The sequence below is a fragment of the Duganella sp. Leaf61 genome, from assembly GCF_001421905.1.
Lineage (GTDB): Bacteria > Pseudomonadota > Gammaproteobacteria > Burkholderiales > Burkholderiaceae_D > Rugamonas > Rugamonas zoogloeoides.
Genome location: NZ_LMLM01000008.1, coordinates 53873 through 70145 on the forward strand (window position 1 = coordinate 53873; position 16273 = coordinate 70145).

Annotated in this window: 16 protein-coding genes and 1 pseudogene; 10 read left to right on the forward strand and 7 right to left on the reverse strand. The window is 54.2% G+C overall.

What is annotated here, in order from left to right:
• The first annotated feature begins 33 nt into the window (after positions 1-33).
• The gene (locus ASF04_RS26640; protein ID WP_082488636.1) at positions 34-969 is read left to right on the forward strand and encodes an Abi family protein; all 936 of its coding nucleotides are present in this window, start codon (positions 34-36) and stop codon (positions 967-969) included.
• Positions 970-1474: 505 nt separating this feature from the next.
• Entirely contained in the window at positions 1475-2503 is a 1029-nt protein-coding gene (locus tag ASF04_RS08520) for an IS5 family transposase (RefSeq protein ID WP_056140048.1), read from the forward strand.
• A 245-nt stretch (positions 2504-2748) separates the two neighbouring features.
• Here ASF04_RS08520 and ASF04_RS08525 read toward each other — a convergent pair whose 3' ends face one another.
• The 5 genes from ASF04_RS08525 to ASF04_RS08545 form a co-directional block, all read right to left on the reverse strand.
• Positions 2749-7311 (reverse strand): hypothetical protein, encoded by a 4563-nt coding sequence (locus tag ASF04_RS08525; RefSeq protein WP_056139969.1) that lies wholly within the window; start codon positions 7309-7311, stop codon positions 2749-2751.
• Positions 7312-7458: 147 nt separating this feature from the next.
• Complete coding sequence (locus ASF04_RS08530; protein ID WP_056139972.1) at positions 7459-8427, reverse strand: tyrosine-type recombinase/integrase; 969 nt, start codon at positions 8425-8427, stop codon at positions 7459-7461.
• 454 nt (positions 8428-8881) lie between these two features.
• The gene (locus tag ASF04_RS08535) at positions 8882-9136 is read right to left on the reverse strand and encodes a helix-turn-helix domain-containing protein (RefSeq protein WP_056139974.1); all 255 of its coding nucleotides are present in this window, start codon (positions 9134-9136) and stop codon (positions 8882-8884) included.
• A gap of 242 nt (positions 9137-9378) precedes the next feature.
• Positions 9379-9843: a hypothetical protein gene (locus ASF04_RS27405; protein ID WP_156368575.1), complete on the reverse strand. Its 465-nt coding sequence runs from the start codon at positions 9841-9843 to the stop codon at positions 9379-9381.
• Between the two features lie 152 nt (positions 9844-9995).
• Entirely contained in the window at positions 9996-11075 is a 1080-nt protein-coding gene (locus tag ASF04_RS08545; protein WP_056139980.1) for a hypothetical protein, read from the reverse strand.
• A 703-nt stretch (positions 11076-11778) separates the two neighbouring features.
• On the opposite strand from ASF04_RS08545, the gene ASF04_RS08550 reads away from it, so the two are divergent.
• The 3 genes and pseudogenes from ASF04_RS08550 to ASF04_RS26650 all read left to right on the forward strand — a co-directional run.
• On the forward strand, positions 11779-11988 hold the full coding sequence (locus ASF04_RS08550; protein WP_056139983.1) for a hypothetical protein: 210 nt from the start codon (positions 11779-11781) through the stop codon (positions 11986-11988).
• Positions 11989-12187: 199 nt separating this feature from the next.
• Positions 12188-12487, forward strand: a complete 300-nt coding sequence (locus ASF04_RS26645) for a cyclic-phosphate processing receiver domain-containing protein (RefSeq protein ID WP_082488637.1) — start codon at positions 12188-12190, stop codon at positions 12485-12487.
• A 224-nt stretch (positions 12488-12711) separates the two neighbouring features.
• Positions 12712-12967 (forward strand): annotated as a pseudogene (locus ASF04_RS26650) (transposase); the annotation flags it as partial.
• Positions 12968-13029: 62 nt separating this feature from the next.
• On the opposite strand, the gene ASF04_RS08555 reads toward ASF04_RS26650, so the two are convergent.
• The gene (locus ASF04_RS08555; RefSeq protein WP_056139987.1) at positions 13030-13425 is read right to left on the reverse strand and encodes a hypothetical protein; all 396 of its coding nucleotides are present in this window, start codon (positions 13423-13425) and stop codon (positions 13030-13032) included.
• 101 nt (positions 13426-13526) lie between these two features.
• Here ASF04_RS08555 and ASF04_RS08560 point away from each other — a divergent pair, with 101 nt between their 5' ends.
• Positions 13527-13826, forward strand: a complete 300-nt coding sequence (locus ASF04_RS08560; protein ID WP_056139990.1) for a type II toxin-antitoxin system MqsR family toxin — start codon at positions 13527-13529, stop codon at positions 13824-13826.
• Positions 13827-13828: 2 nt separating this feature from the next.
• Entirely contained in the window at positions 13829-14236 is a 408-nt protein-coding gene (locus tag ASF04_RS08565) for a type II toxin-antitoxin system MqsA family antitoxin (protein ID WP_056139992.1), read from the forward strand.
• Between the two features lie 311 nt (positions 14237-14547).
• On the opposite strand, the gene ASF04_RS08570 is transcribed toward ASF04_RS08565, so the two are convergent.
• Positions 14548-14865 carry a hypothetical protein gene (locus ASF04_RS08570; RefSeq protein WP_056139995.1) on the reverse strand — a complete coding sequence of 106 codons (318 nt, stop codon included), beginning with the start codon at positions 14863-14865 and terminating at the stop codon, positions 14548-14550.
• A 180-nt stretch (positions 14866-15045) separates the two neighbouring features.
• On the opposite strand from ASF04_RS08570, the gene ASF04_RS26655 reads away from it, so the two are divergent.
• From ASF04_RS26655 to tnpB, 3 genes are all read left to right on the forward strand, one after another.
• Positions 15046-15483, forward strand: a complete 438-nt coding sequence (locus tag ASF04_RS26655) for a hypothetical protein (RefSeq protein ID WP_200931078.1) — start codon at positions 15046-15048, stop codon at positions 15481-15483.
• A gap of 74 nt (positions 15484-15557) precedes the next feature.
• Complete coding sequence (locus ASF04_RS08580) at positions 15558-15911, forward strand: transposase (RefSeq protein ID WP_056140001.1); 354 nt, start codon at positions 15558-15560, stop codon at positions 15909-15911.
• The gene (tnpB, locus tag ASF04_RS08585; protein ID WP_056140006.1) at positions 15908-16255 is read left to right on the forward strand and encodes an IS66 family insertion sequence element accessory protein TnpB; all 348 of its coding nucleotides are present in this window, start codon (positions 15908-15910) and stop codon (positions 16253-16255) included. The genes ASF04_RS08580 and tnpB overlap by 4 nt, the downstream gene beginning before the upstream one ends.
• The last annotated feature ends 18 nt before the right edge of the window (positions 16256-16273 follow it).

The window sequence follows — 16273 nt, forward strand, 5'->3', positions numbered from 1 at the left end:
TGCCCAGTGACGACAGGATTGTGAACAACTAGCATGGCAACAAAAAAAGCAAAAGTCAAAGCCCCAGCGAAGGCTGCGAAAGTGACCAAGGTTTATTCCAAGATAGCCGAGCCTTACTCGAAGACGCTGCACAGGCTTTGGACGAAGTCACTGATGATAGACAATCGCCTCGATGCTGAGAACGCGATGAAGACCATCGGGTACTACCGCCTGCTGATCTACATGCGGCACTTTCAGAGTAATGTCGCCCCAAGAAATTTTCGGCCAAAAACGAAGTTTAGTTACATCGTCGATTTGTACAATTTCGACAGAGAAATCCGGTTGTTGACGCTGAATGCGATTGAAAAGTTGGAAGTAGCTTTACGCACTGCGCTTATCAACCCCCTTGCCGAACAGCATGGGCCGCATTGGTATCTGGATCCCTCTCATTTTGATGATGATATAAAATTTCACGGTGTGATGGGCAAGATTATTCAAGGCGCTGGCACCAAGAAAGGCTTGGCTCTTTCACATTATTTTGAAAATTATCATACCCCTGTCTTACCGCCTATTTGGTTGGTGTGCGAGAAGCTGAGTTTTGGTGCTTTATCTCATTTCTACGCGGCTCTGAAGATAGACAGACGCAAGATCATTGCACGATATATTTGGTCGTACCCGGAAAAATTGCTGGTCTCATGGTTTCATTCACTGACTCATGTTCGCAATATTTGTGCTCATCAAGACCGATTGTGGAATAATCCCATTACTTTGTTCGCGCCTGAGTCGCACACAGGCTGCAGTGCAGAGTTTACCCAAAAAACAACCTTCTACTGTCGCGCAGTCGTTATACAGATGTTGATGACAGAAATGGGGTTGAATGGCTGGTGGCGTGACAGTTTGCAAGCTTTACTCGCGTCATGCTCTCATGTAGATCCACGCATGCACTTGGGTTTTCCAAATGGCTGGGAGGCCCGTCCGGTGTGGGCTTGACAAGGAGCACTCCGCTTGACAAGTCGTGACAAAGTATTTACCATTGTAAATGACAACGCTGGGAACGCCTCTCATGGAAGCGAAACATCCTTAGCTAAAAGGCGCGTAAGCGCCTTTTTCATTTCTTGCCTTCGGTTCCATATTTTCGATGTCCTTCGTAGACCTGTTGCATCATGTCAGCTGCTGCGAATCGCGCTGCATCGACACATTATGCATCGAGGCTTATCATGTGGCAGCGAACTGATCTGGCCCGTTGCCGACTCCCCAAATACATCTCTCGTTGCGTTACCCTGGGCGCGTAAAGAGTTGACTTTTTTCGGCGCCCCCCAGCCGGCGTAGGCAGATCTTCACCTAGGCACAAAGTGTCCGGGGAGCAGGCGGCGTGGCGGAGTTCACGTTCGAGGTGAGGGAGGTGCCCGCTTAAGGCCACCTCTAGAAACCTAGCCTACCGCTCGCCGGTTCGGTAAAATTCTGTATCAGCCCGCGACCAACGAGTACCGCAATGATGAAGCCCCGGATCAGCCTGTTTGCAGAACATGAACGCGAAGATCGCCGATCCAAGATCGGTGATCCGCTGGTCGGTTTAACCAAACACGTGGACTTCGACGCGCTGGCCGCCAGCATCGACGCAGCCGCACCGAGGCCATCTCGCGCCAAAGGTGGTCGTCCGCCGTATTCGACTGTGTTGATGGTCAAGATCCTAGTGCTCCAACAGCTTTACAACTTGGCCGACGACGCGCTCGAGTACCAGTTGCTCGACCGGCGCAGTTTCCTGCAATTTCTGGAGTTGACCGAGAGCAGCAGTATCCCCGACGCCAAGACGATCTGGCTGTTCCGCGACCGTCTGGCCCAGGCCGGCGCCGGCACGCTGGTGTTCGAGCAGGTCCAACTGCAATTGCAAAAACATGGCTACATGGCCCGCTGCGGTCAAATCGTTGATGCCTCGTTGGTGCAGGCGCCAATACAACGCAACAAGCGCGACGAGGCCGACACGGTCAAAGAAGGCACCATGCCCCTGACTTGGAAACCCCACAAACGTGCGCAAAAAGATGTCGATGCACGCTGGACCAAAAAGCACGGTAAATCGCACTTCGGCTACAAACTGCACGCCAGCGTGGACAAGCGCTACAAGCTCATCCGCAAGATCGCCGTCACCAACGCCGCCGTAGCCGACACCTCGGTATTCGAGGCAGTACTCGATCCGAGCAACACTAGCAAAGCGGTGTATGCCGACCGGGGCTACCCCAGCGCTGAACGGGAAAGCGCCCTCAAACAGGCCGGCTGGCAGGTCCATATTCAGCGCCGGGGCCACGCGACCAAAGGTATTTCGGCCGCGCAGAAACGGCGCAACCGCCGTATCGCCACCCCGCGCGCCCGCGTCGAGCATGTGTTCGGCGCGCTGGCGCAGATGGGCGGAAAACTCGTGCGATGCCTGGGCATCCTGCGCACCACTTTCGCGTTGTACCTCAAAGCAGCGAGCTACAACCTGAAGCGGCTCGTCTTCTTGAAAGAACGAGGGCTGGCTCCGTTCTAAACAGCGAGGGGATCGGCTGGAAGGGACTGTTTTTCCACCATTTGATCCGCTTGCCCGCTCTTTGACGCTTATTTCGTTCTGCCGCGCGAATCGCTTTTTTGTTACCCGCAACGTCGGCTGGCAGGTACTTTTCCTTCACGCGTCATGAAAGCCAGTTATTCGAGGTGCCCTTAACGGTATGGTCGAGGAGGCGAGCCTGTGTGATGTACCGCCGCAGCCCGCTTGGACAGGCACGCAGGGAAGATTCAGGATCGGTCCCACCAGGGTAATTTGGCACCGTATAGCTTATTGCCTCGCAATTTTTCCCAGCGATCAAGTCTCTGGTATAAATCGGTCCGGATCGTAGGGAAGAACTTCGAAAAGATTTGTTCGGACTTCATGCTTTTCTCCCAATGACGGTAACGAACATCGGCAATTTTCAGGAATAGTTTGGATGCGAGCCAAAATTGTTCTACCGTCGTTGCAGTTTTCATTTTTTTAAACCAGTGGTATGACCACAGGTTACGTTCGGTGGCGTAGTGAGCTGCTACCCAGGCTTCCCCCACCATGCCCGTTGCTGCAGCGAATTGTTTTAATAGTTGCGCACCCTTCGACGAACTGTCGCGGTATCCTGCAATCATCAAGGCGCGGCAAAGGTTGAGCGGCTCGCCGGCGGAGAGTTGAAGGTCGAGATAGTCATCGAGTGCGTTACCACTTCCAGCATCTTCGGCAGCGTAGACCTCGGCCGCGATGGCGGCATCCGTCAACGCGGTATCTAGCCGGTGAAAGCACCGCGCACGCACCTCGGGAACATGGGCGTCTCGCCAAAGCATCCACGTGAACCATTTAGGTCCACGATATTCACGCACGACATTGGTAATTGGTTCGAGCGCAGCGAGCCTGCTCAATGGCTCGACTTGACCCCGCACATGCGAATATGCCATCACTAGCTGCTGCCAGAAATGCATTGCAAGACGCTGCTGGATGTGTCCGGCGCGCTCGATGCACCCAAGCCAGTCTTCGACCACCTCGGGGTACGATTGAACCAATGATTCCACACATTCCTGACTGACATGATGCAGTGCGAGTTGGGCATCGGCAGCAGTCAGAATGCGATCAAGGTGAAAATAACCTTGCCACACCGTTGATTGTTGCGCATCCCAAGCCTTCTGCTTTTCTTCGTCTTCGGCGTCTGGCGATACGTCCTGTGGAAAGGTGGTACGCGCTAACATGGAGCGCTGCACCGGATCGTCGTCGGAACCCTGCTCCTCCTCTATCTCAGCCAGTGCTGGCGCATCGTGCACGCCAAGCACGCGGCGTAGCGCCAAATTCAATGCGCCGCATACTGTCTGGCGACCACTCTCGCTGCCGCGGGCGATCAAGCCATACAGCGTCATCGACATGCGCCCCAACGCCATCGCCGGCGGTAAATACCCGAGTTGGCAGGCGAGTGCCATCGCGCGTGAGCCGGCGTGTATTTCTAACCGTTCACCTTCACCTAATGAGCGGGCACTCCACGTAGAATGAACCACGACGTCAACCAAATCCACTCGACGGGTTCGGACCACAGTTGCGAGCGCGTGCGCTCTGACGAACGAATCCCGATGGTGCAACAACTGGTAAAACACGCTAGGAAAAATGGTGCCGATGGGAGAGTCCGAGTAGGCGAACAGGCAAAGCACGTTGGCCAGTTTGACCGTGTTGTCTTCTCTCAAAGCGCGCAATAGCGCCGCAGATAAAGACTCTTCGTCAATCAGCTCAATCATTTCGATGGATAGGCGAGTGATCTCGTTGGTGTTCATCCGCTCAAACAGGTCCAACTGTGCCTTACCATCAAGATGGGGCAAAATCGCTTCGACCGCGCAGTGAACGATGAATGCAATATCGTGACCGCTGTGGATCTCCAAGCCGTCGCGGGCGGTGCATGCAACAATCATATCGACCAGGACTGGCTGCAGCGTAGCGGGCAACAGCGCGCTGCTTGCGCGCAAACGTTGTATGCCTTGCCGTAGCCCCAAGCCTTGCCGCGTGCTGATATCCTCGAAAAGGACTTGGTATCGCTCGACTGCCAGATCGGGCATGAAGCGACTGATTCCAACCTCGGCGTCCGTGAAAAACAAGTCTTCTTCGCCTGGCCCCATCATGGTAAACAGCGTATCCGGGGCAATGCCGCGCCATCTGTCAGCAGTAGCGCCCAGATTATCCGGCATCGATGTGCTCGGATCGCAGGGATCACTTGCGCATAATTGTTCCCGCCAGCACCAACCCTCTTCCGGGGTTCGATCCGCTGTCAGCTCGGCATAGATCATATCGGCCATGTTGGCATCGTCTACGGCGCCGGTCGCATTGAGCAGGCGTATCAGCGCCCATCGCCCGGTACGCGAGATGTCGCTCCCGGTCAATGGGGCGCTCGCAATTGCCAAGCACTGGCGCGTCTCTGGCCAGTCAACATCGTTGTGACGCACGAGCATCAAAAATTCATCGTGGAGATCGTAATAACTTTGCCGGATCGACGTGCCGAGCGACCACGCGACCAACTCCCTGGAAAACGGTGCCAGCGCCTGACCTCGCAACAGAAAGAATGCCATCTTGTGGTAAGGGTTGACATCTCGAGACAGGCGCTCCGTATTGGCAGTCAACAGTATGGCGTTCTCTGCCGTTGATAATCCCTGCACTCGGGCGGAATGCTCCTGCCGGCGTTCGTTAGTGAGCTGGCGGCGCTTTTCTTCCTCGGGGTGGGCTACCCGGTCAATCTGATCTGACTGTTTCACCAGCCATTGGCGTATGCGGTTGCTCATAATTTCCCATGCAGGCAGCTCATGCTTCGCACACGCCAAGAGAACGCCGATAACGCCATCATCGGGTGTGTAGCCGTGATTGATCGCCAAGTCGGCACTGTCAAGAACACTGACTACGTGCCGTCGTGTGAGCCCATGTAACATGGGCTCGTCGTGGTGCGACCGGTTTTGCGAGATGCTATAACGCAGCAAAAGCAATGGGCTGATACCTGGTGATGTTTGCGGATCGAGGAATGCCACCATTGTCGCGGCAAGCAACGCCTCGGCAGTTTCATCCAGGGAGCCAATAGGCTCCAGAAGGGCTACCAGTTTGGCACCGGGGTCTCGGCCGTTGCCAAGTTCCCGCTCCATTTCCTGCACGAGCCACAGGCCCAGCGACAGTGACAGGCCATCCTTATCGATCGTGTAATGGTTGGCTTCCCACGGAATAGGCTTGAGAAATCGGCTTTCAGCGGCAGCCACAAGGCGCGCGTCGAAATCGGCGCCATACACATGCAGATCATCGCGTTCATTACGTTGGACGCGCTGAATAAATTCCCTTGCCAGTTTTTGTAACGTTGCCTTGAACTGACTTGGCGGCAGCGAGACCGCGCCCTCGCTCTGAGCTTTGCGCGTGTATTCAAACATCAGCCGAGAAGCATTGAATTCGTCTAACGCCCCAATCTCCTGGTTATCCAGGACCTCCAGGGCGATCCGCAGCAGCCTCGGATTGCGAAGGGCGTCGCTGACGGCTGCCGGGAGCTTTCGAGTATCGATATCACGCGTTTCCAGTATGGCGAAAAGTTCACCGGAACTCCACACCGGCACATCAACCAGATGATGTGGCGTGGTGATGCTTTCCATAAGTTCCCTGGAAAAATCCGGCCGGCTGGAGACGACCAGAACGCCGCCTATTTCCGCCAGATAAGGCGTGAGCGCCTCAACCCAGCGGTGCCATTTTACATCGGGAACCTGATTGATACCGTCGATATAGATCACAATACGCGGACGCGTTTGGCATCCATCTTCATGCCATAAGTTGAGGCGCCGACGCCAGCGATCACGTGTTTCTCCCAATGTTGTTGGCGTGGACTGTGCGGCGAGTTTTCGCGCGATAAATTCGTCCAGGTTAGATAGTTGCGAAAGGTCCTGACATTCCTCAGGCAACACGAATACCAACAACGGCGGCCGCTCCAGCCCGCTCCAAGTAGCAGCCAGTAGCCACGATTTCCCCCCACCTTCGATGCCGCGCAACAGCCAGAATGCACCATCCGGAGGTTGGCTGAAAGCCGCGCTGAGTTGGACAGATAATATTTCCCGGTCACGATAAGGCAATGTACCGGCCGCAAGTGGTGTCAGCGGCTGATGGAAATGTTGCTGCGCCAAAGGCCTGCTGGCGAAAACCTTTGTGAACCATTGCCGTGCGCTATCGACCGCAGATGACAGCGAGGCTAGTGGACTGGTCAATTGTGCGCGCATCGTTGCGCCCAATGCCTGCGTGCCAGGCAGGGCAGTCTGTGTCGCCAGCGCGGCCATGATGTCACCCGCGCTGTCCGCAAGATACGTATAAAAAAAGCGCCGCGCCGTGTCGGGTTCCAATGACATCAGAACACATAGCGCTGGTGTGCCGATCGTGTTCCAGTCGAGTAGCAGCAGTTCAATGCCTATCTTGCGACAGGCTTTCGTGTAGAAATCCCGGTGCTGGGCGCTCACCTCGCACGTTGCTGCAAGCACGAACAATTCGATGTCCGCGATGTCGCTGATATGCAGTTCCAGGAGCTTGTCAGAAACGGTTGGTCGTTTGAGGTTGTCCTCATAACGTTTTGCCTCAAAGTACACCGCGCCGTCGTCACCATCGCGACCGCCCTGGGAACCGCTCTTGGCCAACCGGTACGGCCGGTGGCAGATCGCTGTAAGGAGCTCTGCGATCAGCCCCTCGAATCCTTGCGGTCCCGTGGCGGGCAGCGCTATCATCCCCTGCCGGATGACCTCGAGGTATTCAGATTGCGTTGGTCCATGCGGGGCAGTAGTGTTGCTGGTGTCGAATGTCATAGCGGAGGACGAAAATTTGGTTTCTATCGCAATAAAGTCGACAAGCCGTTAATCGACAAGATTTCGGTGAAAGGCTGCTCGCAGTATTCTGAATGTCGAAGTGACGGAAGAGATGACATCAAACGATCCGGATGTTAGCAGGCGCGGCTAGTAGTTGACCTTGAAGGTGGGGCTATCTTCTGATCGCACCTTTCTGCGGTCGTAGATGCGGGTAGTGGCAATATTTGCATGCCCCAGCCACTCTTGGACCTTGGCGATATCCGCCTCATGCTCCAGCGCGTTGGTCGCGGCCGTCGCCCGCAGCGCATGCGGCCCAAAGCCGGCGGCATTGATCTTCAGCGACGCAGCGTAGCCCACCAGCATCTTGTACACGCCATCGGAAGTTATCGAGTTGCCGCTCGAGCGTGTGTTGTTACTCACAGGGCGGAAGAGCGCGCCCTCCGCGTCGTCAACATGGCCGGCCAACGTGAGGTAGGCGTCAATTGCCTCGGCGGTGCCCGGATTCAGTGGCAGATACCTTAACTTGCCGCCTTTGCCTTGGATACGGAGGTGCATCACGCCACGCCGCTGGTGTACGTCTGCTACCGTCAGCGCGCATAACTCGGCGCGGCGCAGGCCGTGATAGAGGAGAGTGGAAAGGATAGCGCTGTCGCGCCGGCCACGCAGGGTGGTGGTATCCGGCGCATTGAGCAGGGAGCGCGCCTGGTGGTCGCCAATGGCTGGCGTCTTTCCTTCCTGGCTTGTCATTTTCGGGCGCTTGACGCCTTTAACCGGATTGCCGGTGATGGCATTGACCTCGCACAGGTAGTCAAAGAGGGAGGAGAGCGCGGCCAACTTGCGCCGAATCGTCGGGCCGGACAGCTTACGGTCCTCAAGGTCGCGGCGCCAGGCGAGGATGTGAGCGCGGGTAACAATGCGGAACTGTTCAGGACGATCAATGCCGGTAAAAATCATGAACTCTTGCAAGTCACGTTGATAGGCACGGCGGGTCTGCTGATTGTCGATGTTGGCGTACCAGGTCATCGTTGGAGGCACATCGGCCAGCTGATTGAACTGCTGGTCCGTCAAGTTACCGCGTAGCTGGGGACGGCTGAGAACACCAAGTGAAACTTTCAAGATAACTCCCCTGTGCCTTGTACGGAAGCGGCCAATTCCGTCGCCCAGCAAAAAATGTTATAGTTCCCAGGTCGGGCAGAACTACGCCCACACATACCAAAGCCGCCTTGAGCGGCTTTTTTGTTGCCCGCCCCGCGCGGGCTTTTTCATGCCCGTTCGCTGTGGGCATTGTCATTTCTGAGACCTCTATGCGCAACGCGAAGCAGGCACTGGAAGACAAGCTGAAGTTGGCGATTAAAGTGGTTACGTTGATCACCGCCATCGCCAAGCTGGTCATCCTGGTGCTGCCGTACCTGCCATTCTAAGCCGCCCCTACATCGCCTAAATGTCCGGGCTGATTTTTGCGTGCAAAAATCAGCGAGTCTCGGGGCACCTATCAACTATTGATAACGTATTTTATCAATAGTAAAAAACGCATCATTCTCTGGAAAACGGCGCCAATCTATATCGCCCATCATTGGCCAACATCTCTTTCCGCCGGCAGTTCACGCTCGTCCATCATGTCCAAGATGCGCCCAGGTCGCATTTTCAAAGCGACACTCAACTTAACGATCGACGTCAGCGTAGGCTGCTGGGTGCCCAACTCAAGTAAGGAAATATACTTCCTTTGCAAATCTGCCGCAAAGCCCAGCTCTTCCTGTGTCAGCCCCGCAGCCAGTCTCAACTTCCGCAGCACTTTTCCAAAAACAAGCGGAATGTTTTGTTCCACGCTTCCCCCCTCAATAATTGAGGGAACATTGCGTTACGGGACCATGACTGTCTTCCCACTATTAAGGGAATTTCCTATATGATGATGTTTCTCTCAATCATTGCTCGCCTTAATCCATACATATGCTCTCTACAATTATCGAAGATCTGGTAGTAGCTCATCCGACAATATTTCGCAATACCCGACCTCTGGTTTCGCCCACGGCTCCAGCTGGATGGCGCGACGAACTTAAGGGGTTTTGCTTATCTCTTGAAAATATTTGTACTGACGAAGAGCTCAAAAGCTTCCGTCTTCACCGAATCCACGATGACTTTGGCAACCTCGGCCTTGACTTTACGTTTGACTGTGAAGTGAGCAAGGAAAAAGAAGATATCATCGATGCACGAGCATTTGCGGCCCGAAATCGTAGTGTGTTTTGTTGTGTAATCTGCGGAAGTATTGTCGATACCGTTGCAAAACCCGTTCTTTGCGCAAAACATTTCTAATAATTGAAAATATCTCATTTTGATCGCCGAGTCCGGACCAACGGCACGACACAGTAATTGAATGGCTACATGAGGAGTAAAGTTATGTACGGCTTGAGAATTTGACGGCAGACGCCGTAGATTCGATTTGCTCGTGAGTAACACAAATGTGGAGTGCTTGCCGTATGGGCAGTCAATACCCATTTTCGGGTCGATCGAAAATACGTTTGCAGCAGTGCTCAAACATGTGTCGCCGCAGCTGCAAAGGTGGACTTCGTCTCAACGGAATATCTACGATCACCGGTCCTTAGGCAAACGTTCCCCAACTAGGCACGGGCAATTAAAGAAATCCGCTAGCAGATGCTCCATGCTGGTTCTGACGTTGGAATGTTGCGTCACAGATCCGGTGCCATCACTACAAAATCCTTTGACGTGCGTCCGATAGTTGGTGCAATCACCCGCCCGACAGTGCGCAACATATGGAGCGTCCGAGGAGAAAGGTGACCCTCGAACGGTTTGCCAGAAGCCAACCATATCTCATCTCCCAGCCGGAGCTCAAGGTCTTCAACATACGGCGTTTCCTCTTGCCCTATACTGGCTTGCATTATTTCCTCGAGCGTTTTGCCTCGGGTAACCGCTAATCTCTCCCTTGGCACCGACGTGGCAATAGTAGGGCGCTGAGCTGCCTTCAGGGTCACCACCTGCACGGGTCCACTGTCAACATTAGATAATGCGTCCGACACCACCACAGATTCGACCATAATTTTCGTAGCAATCACACATCGCGGAGCGCGGATATCTTTATGTGTAGTGATGGCCATGTGGTTTGGCGTAGATGGTGGCGAAGAGTCGATAGTATCGGGTCCCGAGCCCGACTCGCCTAGGGCCTTTTTACAGACACCGGGTGGCAATCCCGTACCCGTGTGGTGACTTAACGCGGCGTCTAAGACTGGGGCGGGCGTCTGACACGCTGCTTTAATCTCTGTGGTGTGCTTGCCGGTGACCAGCACTGCACCGGCCTGAGCGAGGTCACGGCGTAGCTGCATCCCCTGAGCCAGTTGTTTGCATTCACTCTCTCCGCGAATTCTGTTCAGTTCCTGCTCATGCAAAGCATTTTCTGCAGCTAGTTGATCGTCTGTTTTCAGGTCAAAGAAGTAAGACCGGAGGGTGGAGGGCGTTATTTCGATGCCATTGGTAGTGAGGTCATGAGCCATCTGATCGAAGGGAACTCCAGCCTCCCAAGCCGCCATCAACGGCCCGAAAAGCTTTTTGACAGCCTGCTTTCGGCTTAGTTTGGCGGTGGCATAGTGAGTAAGAGTTAGCTCCGCCAGGCTTTTCCCCGCGGCGATGATCGCGTCTAACTCGACGTCACGAATTGCTGCCATTTCGCCATACCCCTTGTCTATGGAACTATTTAGAAAGCGAATCATAACACCACGTTGACGCGAATAATACTGCCACGCCACCTGTACCATTCCAATATGTCCACACTAAGTATCGAACTCATCCACTCTAACGCTTAAGGCACATCCGCTCCACGCTCGCGCTAACAGTCACAGCATATCCACGCAACATCCACTGCCGCCCAGACATCTCAAGGACAGGATGAGAAGCGTATATACGCGACGAGTCGCGCATATACACCGGGGAAAAACACTCGGTGGCCCGCGCCCCCTTCGTGTTTTTTTCTCTTCTGCCTGCTCAGGGCTACGCCCCGAGACCCCTCATTTTTGTTGTAATCACGTGACCGATGCTCACTAACTTATAATTTTTTTAATGGAGAAGAGAGGTGATAAGGGGAAGCCCAAAGCATGGCACGCGCTAGACAGCGGATCAAATGCGGCACTTGTATTCCCGCCCCGATCAAACACTTTTAGATAACCCAAAGCGCAAATAAAAGGTAAGATACGAGTACTCGCTCGAAACGGAAAAGAGGCCGTACTTCAGCTTTTCGCGCTTACGCTCACAAGGTCATTAGCGCACTTGCGCATCTGAACGCGAATGGTGCCTTTCTTTCCGAAAACTAGCAATGAATCTATGACACCTTGATTTTTCAAACTTGCTGTTCCATGGCTCCGTATCGGACATGAGATATTTTATGTAACCCTTTGCTTGTAAATTTCCTTATGTGCGTCAGCAGTGCGACGATCAATGTATAAACAGTCAAATGAGTGGTGAATGGAAATCAAGATAATCGAAACTGCCAGCGATCACGCGGCGGCGCTAGAAGAGATTGAAACGCTAATGTCAGCCGAGTTGGGCACGCATGAAGGGGACCGCCTAGACTTATTGTCCATGCTTGTTGTCGCCTATGAGAAAAAGAATTTTCCTATCGAGGGGGCTAATCTTGAGAAAGCTATTAGCTTCCAGATCCAGAAAAAATATTAGTGCCAAAGATTATCATTCTTTGATCGTGTATCCACTACGAGATGTGAAATTTTAAAGCTCATCTGTCCGCATTGGCGGCGGTCTCGGGCTTTCAAGATGAGATATTATTTGTGCGGTTTCCTATCCTAGGGACATACAGCATTAGTCTCACATCTATATTTCGTGCGATTTTTCACGCGAAGTTACCGAGAATTAGTAAATGAAAATTTTTCTTGACGATGAACGAAAGACACCTGAGGGTTGGACTCGGGTGTACTGGCCTGACGAAGCGATATTGCTATTAGATGCGGGTGGAGTCACCGAGATCAGTCTGGATCATGATCTCGGGGATGACGAACGCGGCACAGGATATGACGTGATCTTATGGCTCGAAGAAGCCGTCGCGTTACGTAACTTTGATCCACCAAGAATATTTATTCACTCCGCCAATAGTTCCGCTCGTCAGAAAATGCAGGCGGGGATTGCTGCCATCCGTCGATTAGCCGGTGCTGGACGATGATATAGGGGAAATATAATAGACAGCACGGTATTTGAGGATCCGGTGCTTTCATTTGCCCTGTTAGAAAGAAATTATTGAAAGTCGATAGCCAGCACGTCGCAATTACCGAGATTTATTTTTCGGTCAACATCGTGACGATTCATCTAATAGGATTTGGTGTGGCCCCCCGCAGTTTTTATTAGCGATGACATTCCCGATAATTCCAATTAGCAGGTAAGGCAATAGGATTGCACCTCTTGGTTGATAGGACGTGCATCAAGATGCTGGGCGAAGGCGGGTGAAGACCAAAAAACATGGGGCCGACTTCCTTCATCAGTGGCGTAATGTCCACCTTGGAATTGATGAGGCAGCGCTGGAAGCCGGGCTATTGAAGTCGCCGACAACGCCTCAGGCGATGCGCCGATACTGCTATGCCTTCTCTACCAGATTCCCGCCGACGAGACCTCGTCAAGCGTCAGCGGTGATCGTGCTTACGACACCTAGGGTTGTCATGAAGCGATCGCTCGACGTTGTGCACAGGCGGTTATGCAACGCCGTGATTTTTAGGTCAAACGGAAGTCCATCATTTGTTGGCCCCAAAAAACCGATACCTCAAGCAGCCTCTCGCTGTGGTTTAGATGATAATACGAATTATCATCTAAGGGTGGGTTCGTAAAAACGCCGGTTGGGCGGTTTTGGCCAGCGGCAAGCCACAACTTGGTGGCTGCGGGCAGCGCGGTCATCGCAGCACCTGATCCAATACTCGGGGCTGTAATGACCGCGTTGTGCTCGCCTTCGATGAGGACACGGACTTCGCCCAGCTCTAGCCCGCTGGTGCCGCCGGTATCGCCATCAGTGGCATCGCCGAAAATTTTCAGATAGGGAGACTGGGGAAACAGCCCAGCCGCTCCTTTGCGCTGCTTCCCCCGCCAGGCGGGAACAGCGACGTCCTCTACCAAGCAAATTGCTATTCCCGGCCGCCGAAGGCCAAGACATGCGCTGCGCTTCAAGATTTCAGTCTTCGCTTGCAACCACGTAACCTATTAGGTTACAATTTCGTATGGAAAAGCATACAGCACACTGCAAACTGGAACATGTTAAAGCACTCATTGCAGCAAACAAGGTCCGTGCCACCATCAGCGCCGCAAATTGCGCGCGTGAAGTCGGTGTCCATAACTTGCAGGAAATGTGCAATGTCATCGCAAGCCTGACGCGATCGGATTTCTACAAGAGCATGACAACCCATACTGATCACCGCGTATGGCAAGATGTCTACCATGCCGCCGTCAATGGCTACAGCGTGTACGTGAAACTAACTGTAGTCGACGATCTGTTGATTGTGAGTTTTAAGGAGAAGTAATCATGAAATGCCCAGCGTGCGGCGGCGCCGAACTCGCACCGGATAGCCGAGACCTCCCCTACACTTACAAGGGCGAGACAACTACCATAGCCGATGTGCGCGGCGAGTTCTGCCCTGTATGCGGCGAAGTCGTGCTCGAGCGAGACGACACCGACCGGTACATGTTTGAAATCGGTGCCTGGCAAAAACAGGTGAACGCCACGCAGGTTGACCCGGCCTTCATCGCGCGTGTTCGTACCAAGCTCAATATTGGGCAGCGTGAGGCCGGCCTGATCTTCGGCGGCGGTATTAATGCATTCAATCGCTACGAGGCCGGGAAAAGTAAGCCGCCGGTGTCCCTGGTGCAGCTGTTGGGACTACTGGACCGCCACCCTGACCTACTGCAGGAAGTGGTCGGGTCTGTCGGTTAGCAGAGCCTCGGACTGGGTCACGTTGATGGAAAACCCGGGGTTCGCATGCGTTACGAATCAACGAAATCACCGCAGAAGACCAGCGGCAATGGCTCGCTTTTAAAGCGGGCCATAATTTCATAGTAGAGGCAAGGCCTGGCTTACGCCAGCTGCAAATATGTTAAAAATCCTTCGCGCCAGCTTGGGCAAGCATACAACTTGTTTGCGGAGACTGCAGAAGGAACGTTTATATCGACCGGCCGCTTACGACCCGAAGCGGACCTTCACGAACGGTGTACGAATGCCTTTTCCGGTAAGCCCTTAGATCCCAACTAGATTGGCTCGCCGCCATAGCGATTGAGCTTGAGACCTCCCAACGGCACCAATGGTTTTCCATCTTTGCCACCTTCGATAAATCGCAGTCGAAAATCTTCGGAATATTCATCCAAGAGGCACGCGCAATCCGAAACGAGATCAGGAGTGAGATTTATTGTCTGAAAGACAAGCACATCAACTGAAGGAATGGTTAAATCTATTCCGTACATCCAGTAGTCCCCATTCTTCATGTCCAATGTCCCATGCTGCCTCAACAAAAACTCGACCCTCTCAGACAAGCCTGACAATAGGTCGTTTAAGTTGCTTTCGTACATGATTTTCTTTAGTCGATGATGGAAAAGTCAGCGCGCCCAACGTCTGCTCCTGGCCGCATTCGGCCTATGAGCAAGGATACCATCTTGCCCGAAGGGAAAGCTCACTAATTACCACATCGCCTTCGGATACGACCGCCGTCAGTCAAGCGCATAGTAGAGCTTCAATCCAGGAGGTCTATCATGAACAATCCATTGAAAGGTTCCGCATGCCACAGTACGCCGTGGAACAAGGGCAAGTTGGTGGGGCGAAAAGCACCGCTTCGCGTAAGCGAAATCTGGGCAATTCGCGTTCGCCTGGAAATTTTCGGCAGGGTTCGAGACTTGGCACTCTTCAACTTGGCCATCGACAGCAAATTGCGTGGGTGCGACTTGGTCCGACTGCGCGTCAACGATCTCTGCCATGGAGGCCATGTGGCAGCGCGAGCCAGCGTGATGCAGCAGAAGACGAAGCAACCCGTCCAGTTCGAAGTTACCGCAGGGACCAGGAAGAGCTTGGAGGACTGGATAGCGGCCGCAGCGCTGCGCCACGGCGATTTTCTCTTTCCCAGTCGAATCTCAGAATCGCCGGTAAGCGTCGTCCCGGCGCCGTCTGGACTGCCTGACCACCACCATTCATGATCGAATTTTGGCACAGCATTTGTGCCCACAAATTCTGATTATGGACAGCGCGCGGCCATTATCGGCAGCACTCGTTGGAGTTCAAGCGCGCATTGGTGGCGCTGTCGCTCGATCCGGGTGCCTCCGTCGCTCGCATCGCGCGCGAACACGGCGTCAACGCCAACCAGGTGTTCAGCTGGCGCCGCCTCTATCAACAAGGACGCCTCGGCGTGCCTGCGTTGATGCGCGACGATGGCTTGTTGCCGGTGGTGCTGGCACCGATGGCGCCTGCCCCAGGCAAGGCCTCGGCCTCGGCCGACGGCGACGGCACCGGCACCGGCACCGGCACCGGCACGATCGTGCTTGAACTCGGCCAGGTCCGGGTGCGAATCGTTGGACAGCCCAACGCGGCCGTCCTGGCGCAGGTACTCGATCGGATGCTGCGATGATCGGCCTACCAGCGGGCACCAAGGTGTGGCTGGCCGCTGGCACCACCGACATGCGCTCGGGCTTCAACGGTCTCGCTGCCAAAGTGCAAACGGCGCTGGAGGAAGATCCGTTCAGCGGCCACGTATTTGTGTTCCGGGGCCGGCGCGGCGACCTCATCAAATTACTGTGGTGGACCGGCGATGGTTTGTGCCTGCTGGCCAAGCGGCTTGAGCGCGGTCGCTTCGTCTGGCCACAGGCCAGCAACGGTTCGGTGGCGCTGACGCAGGCGCAGCTGTCGATGCTGCTTGAGGGCATAGACTGGCGGCGGCCGGAACGGACCTGGAAACCAACGTCGGCCTTGTAAACGGTAGAAGCCTCGCGT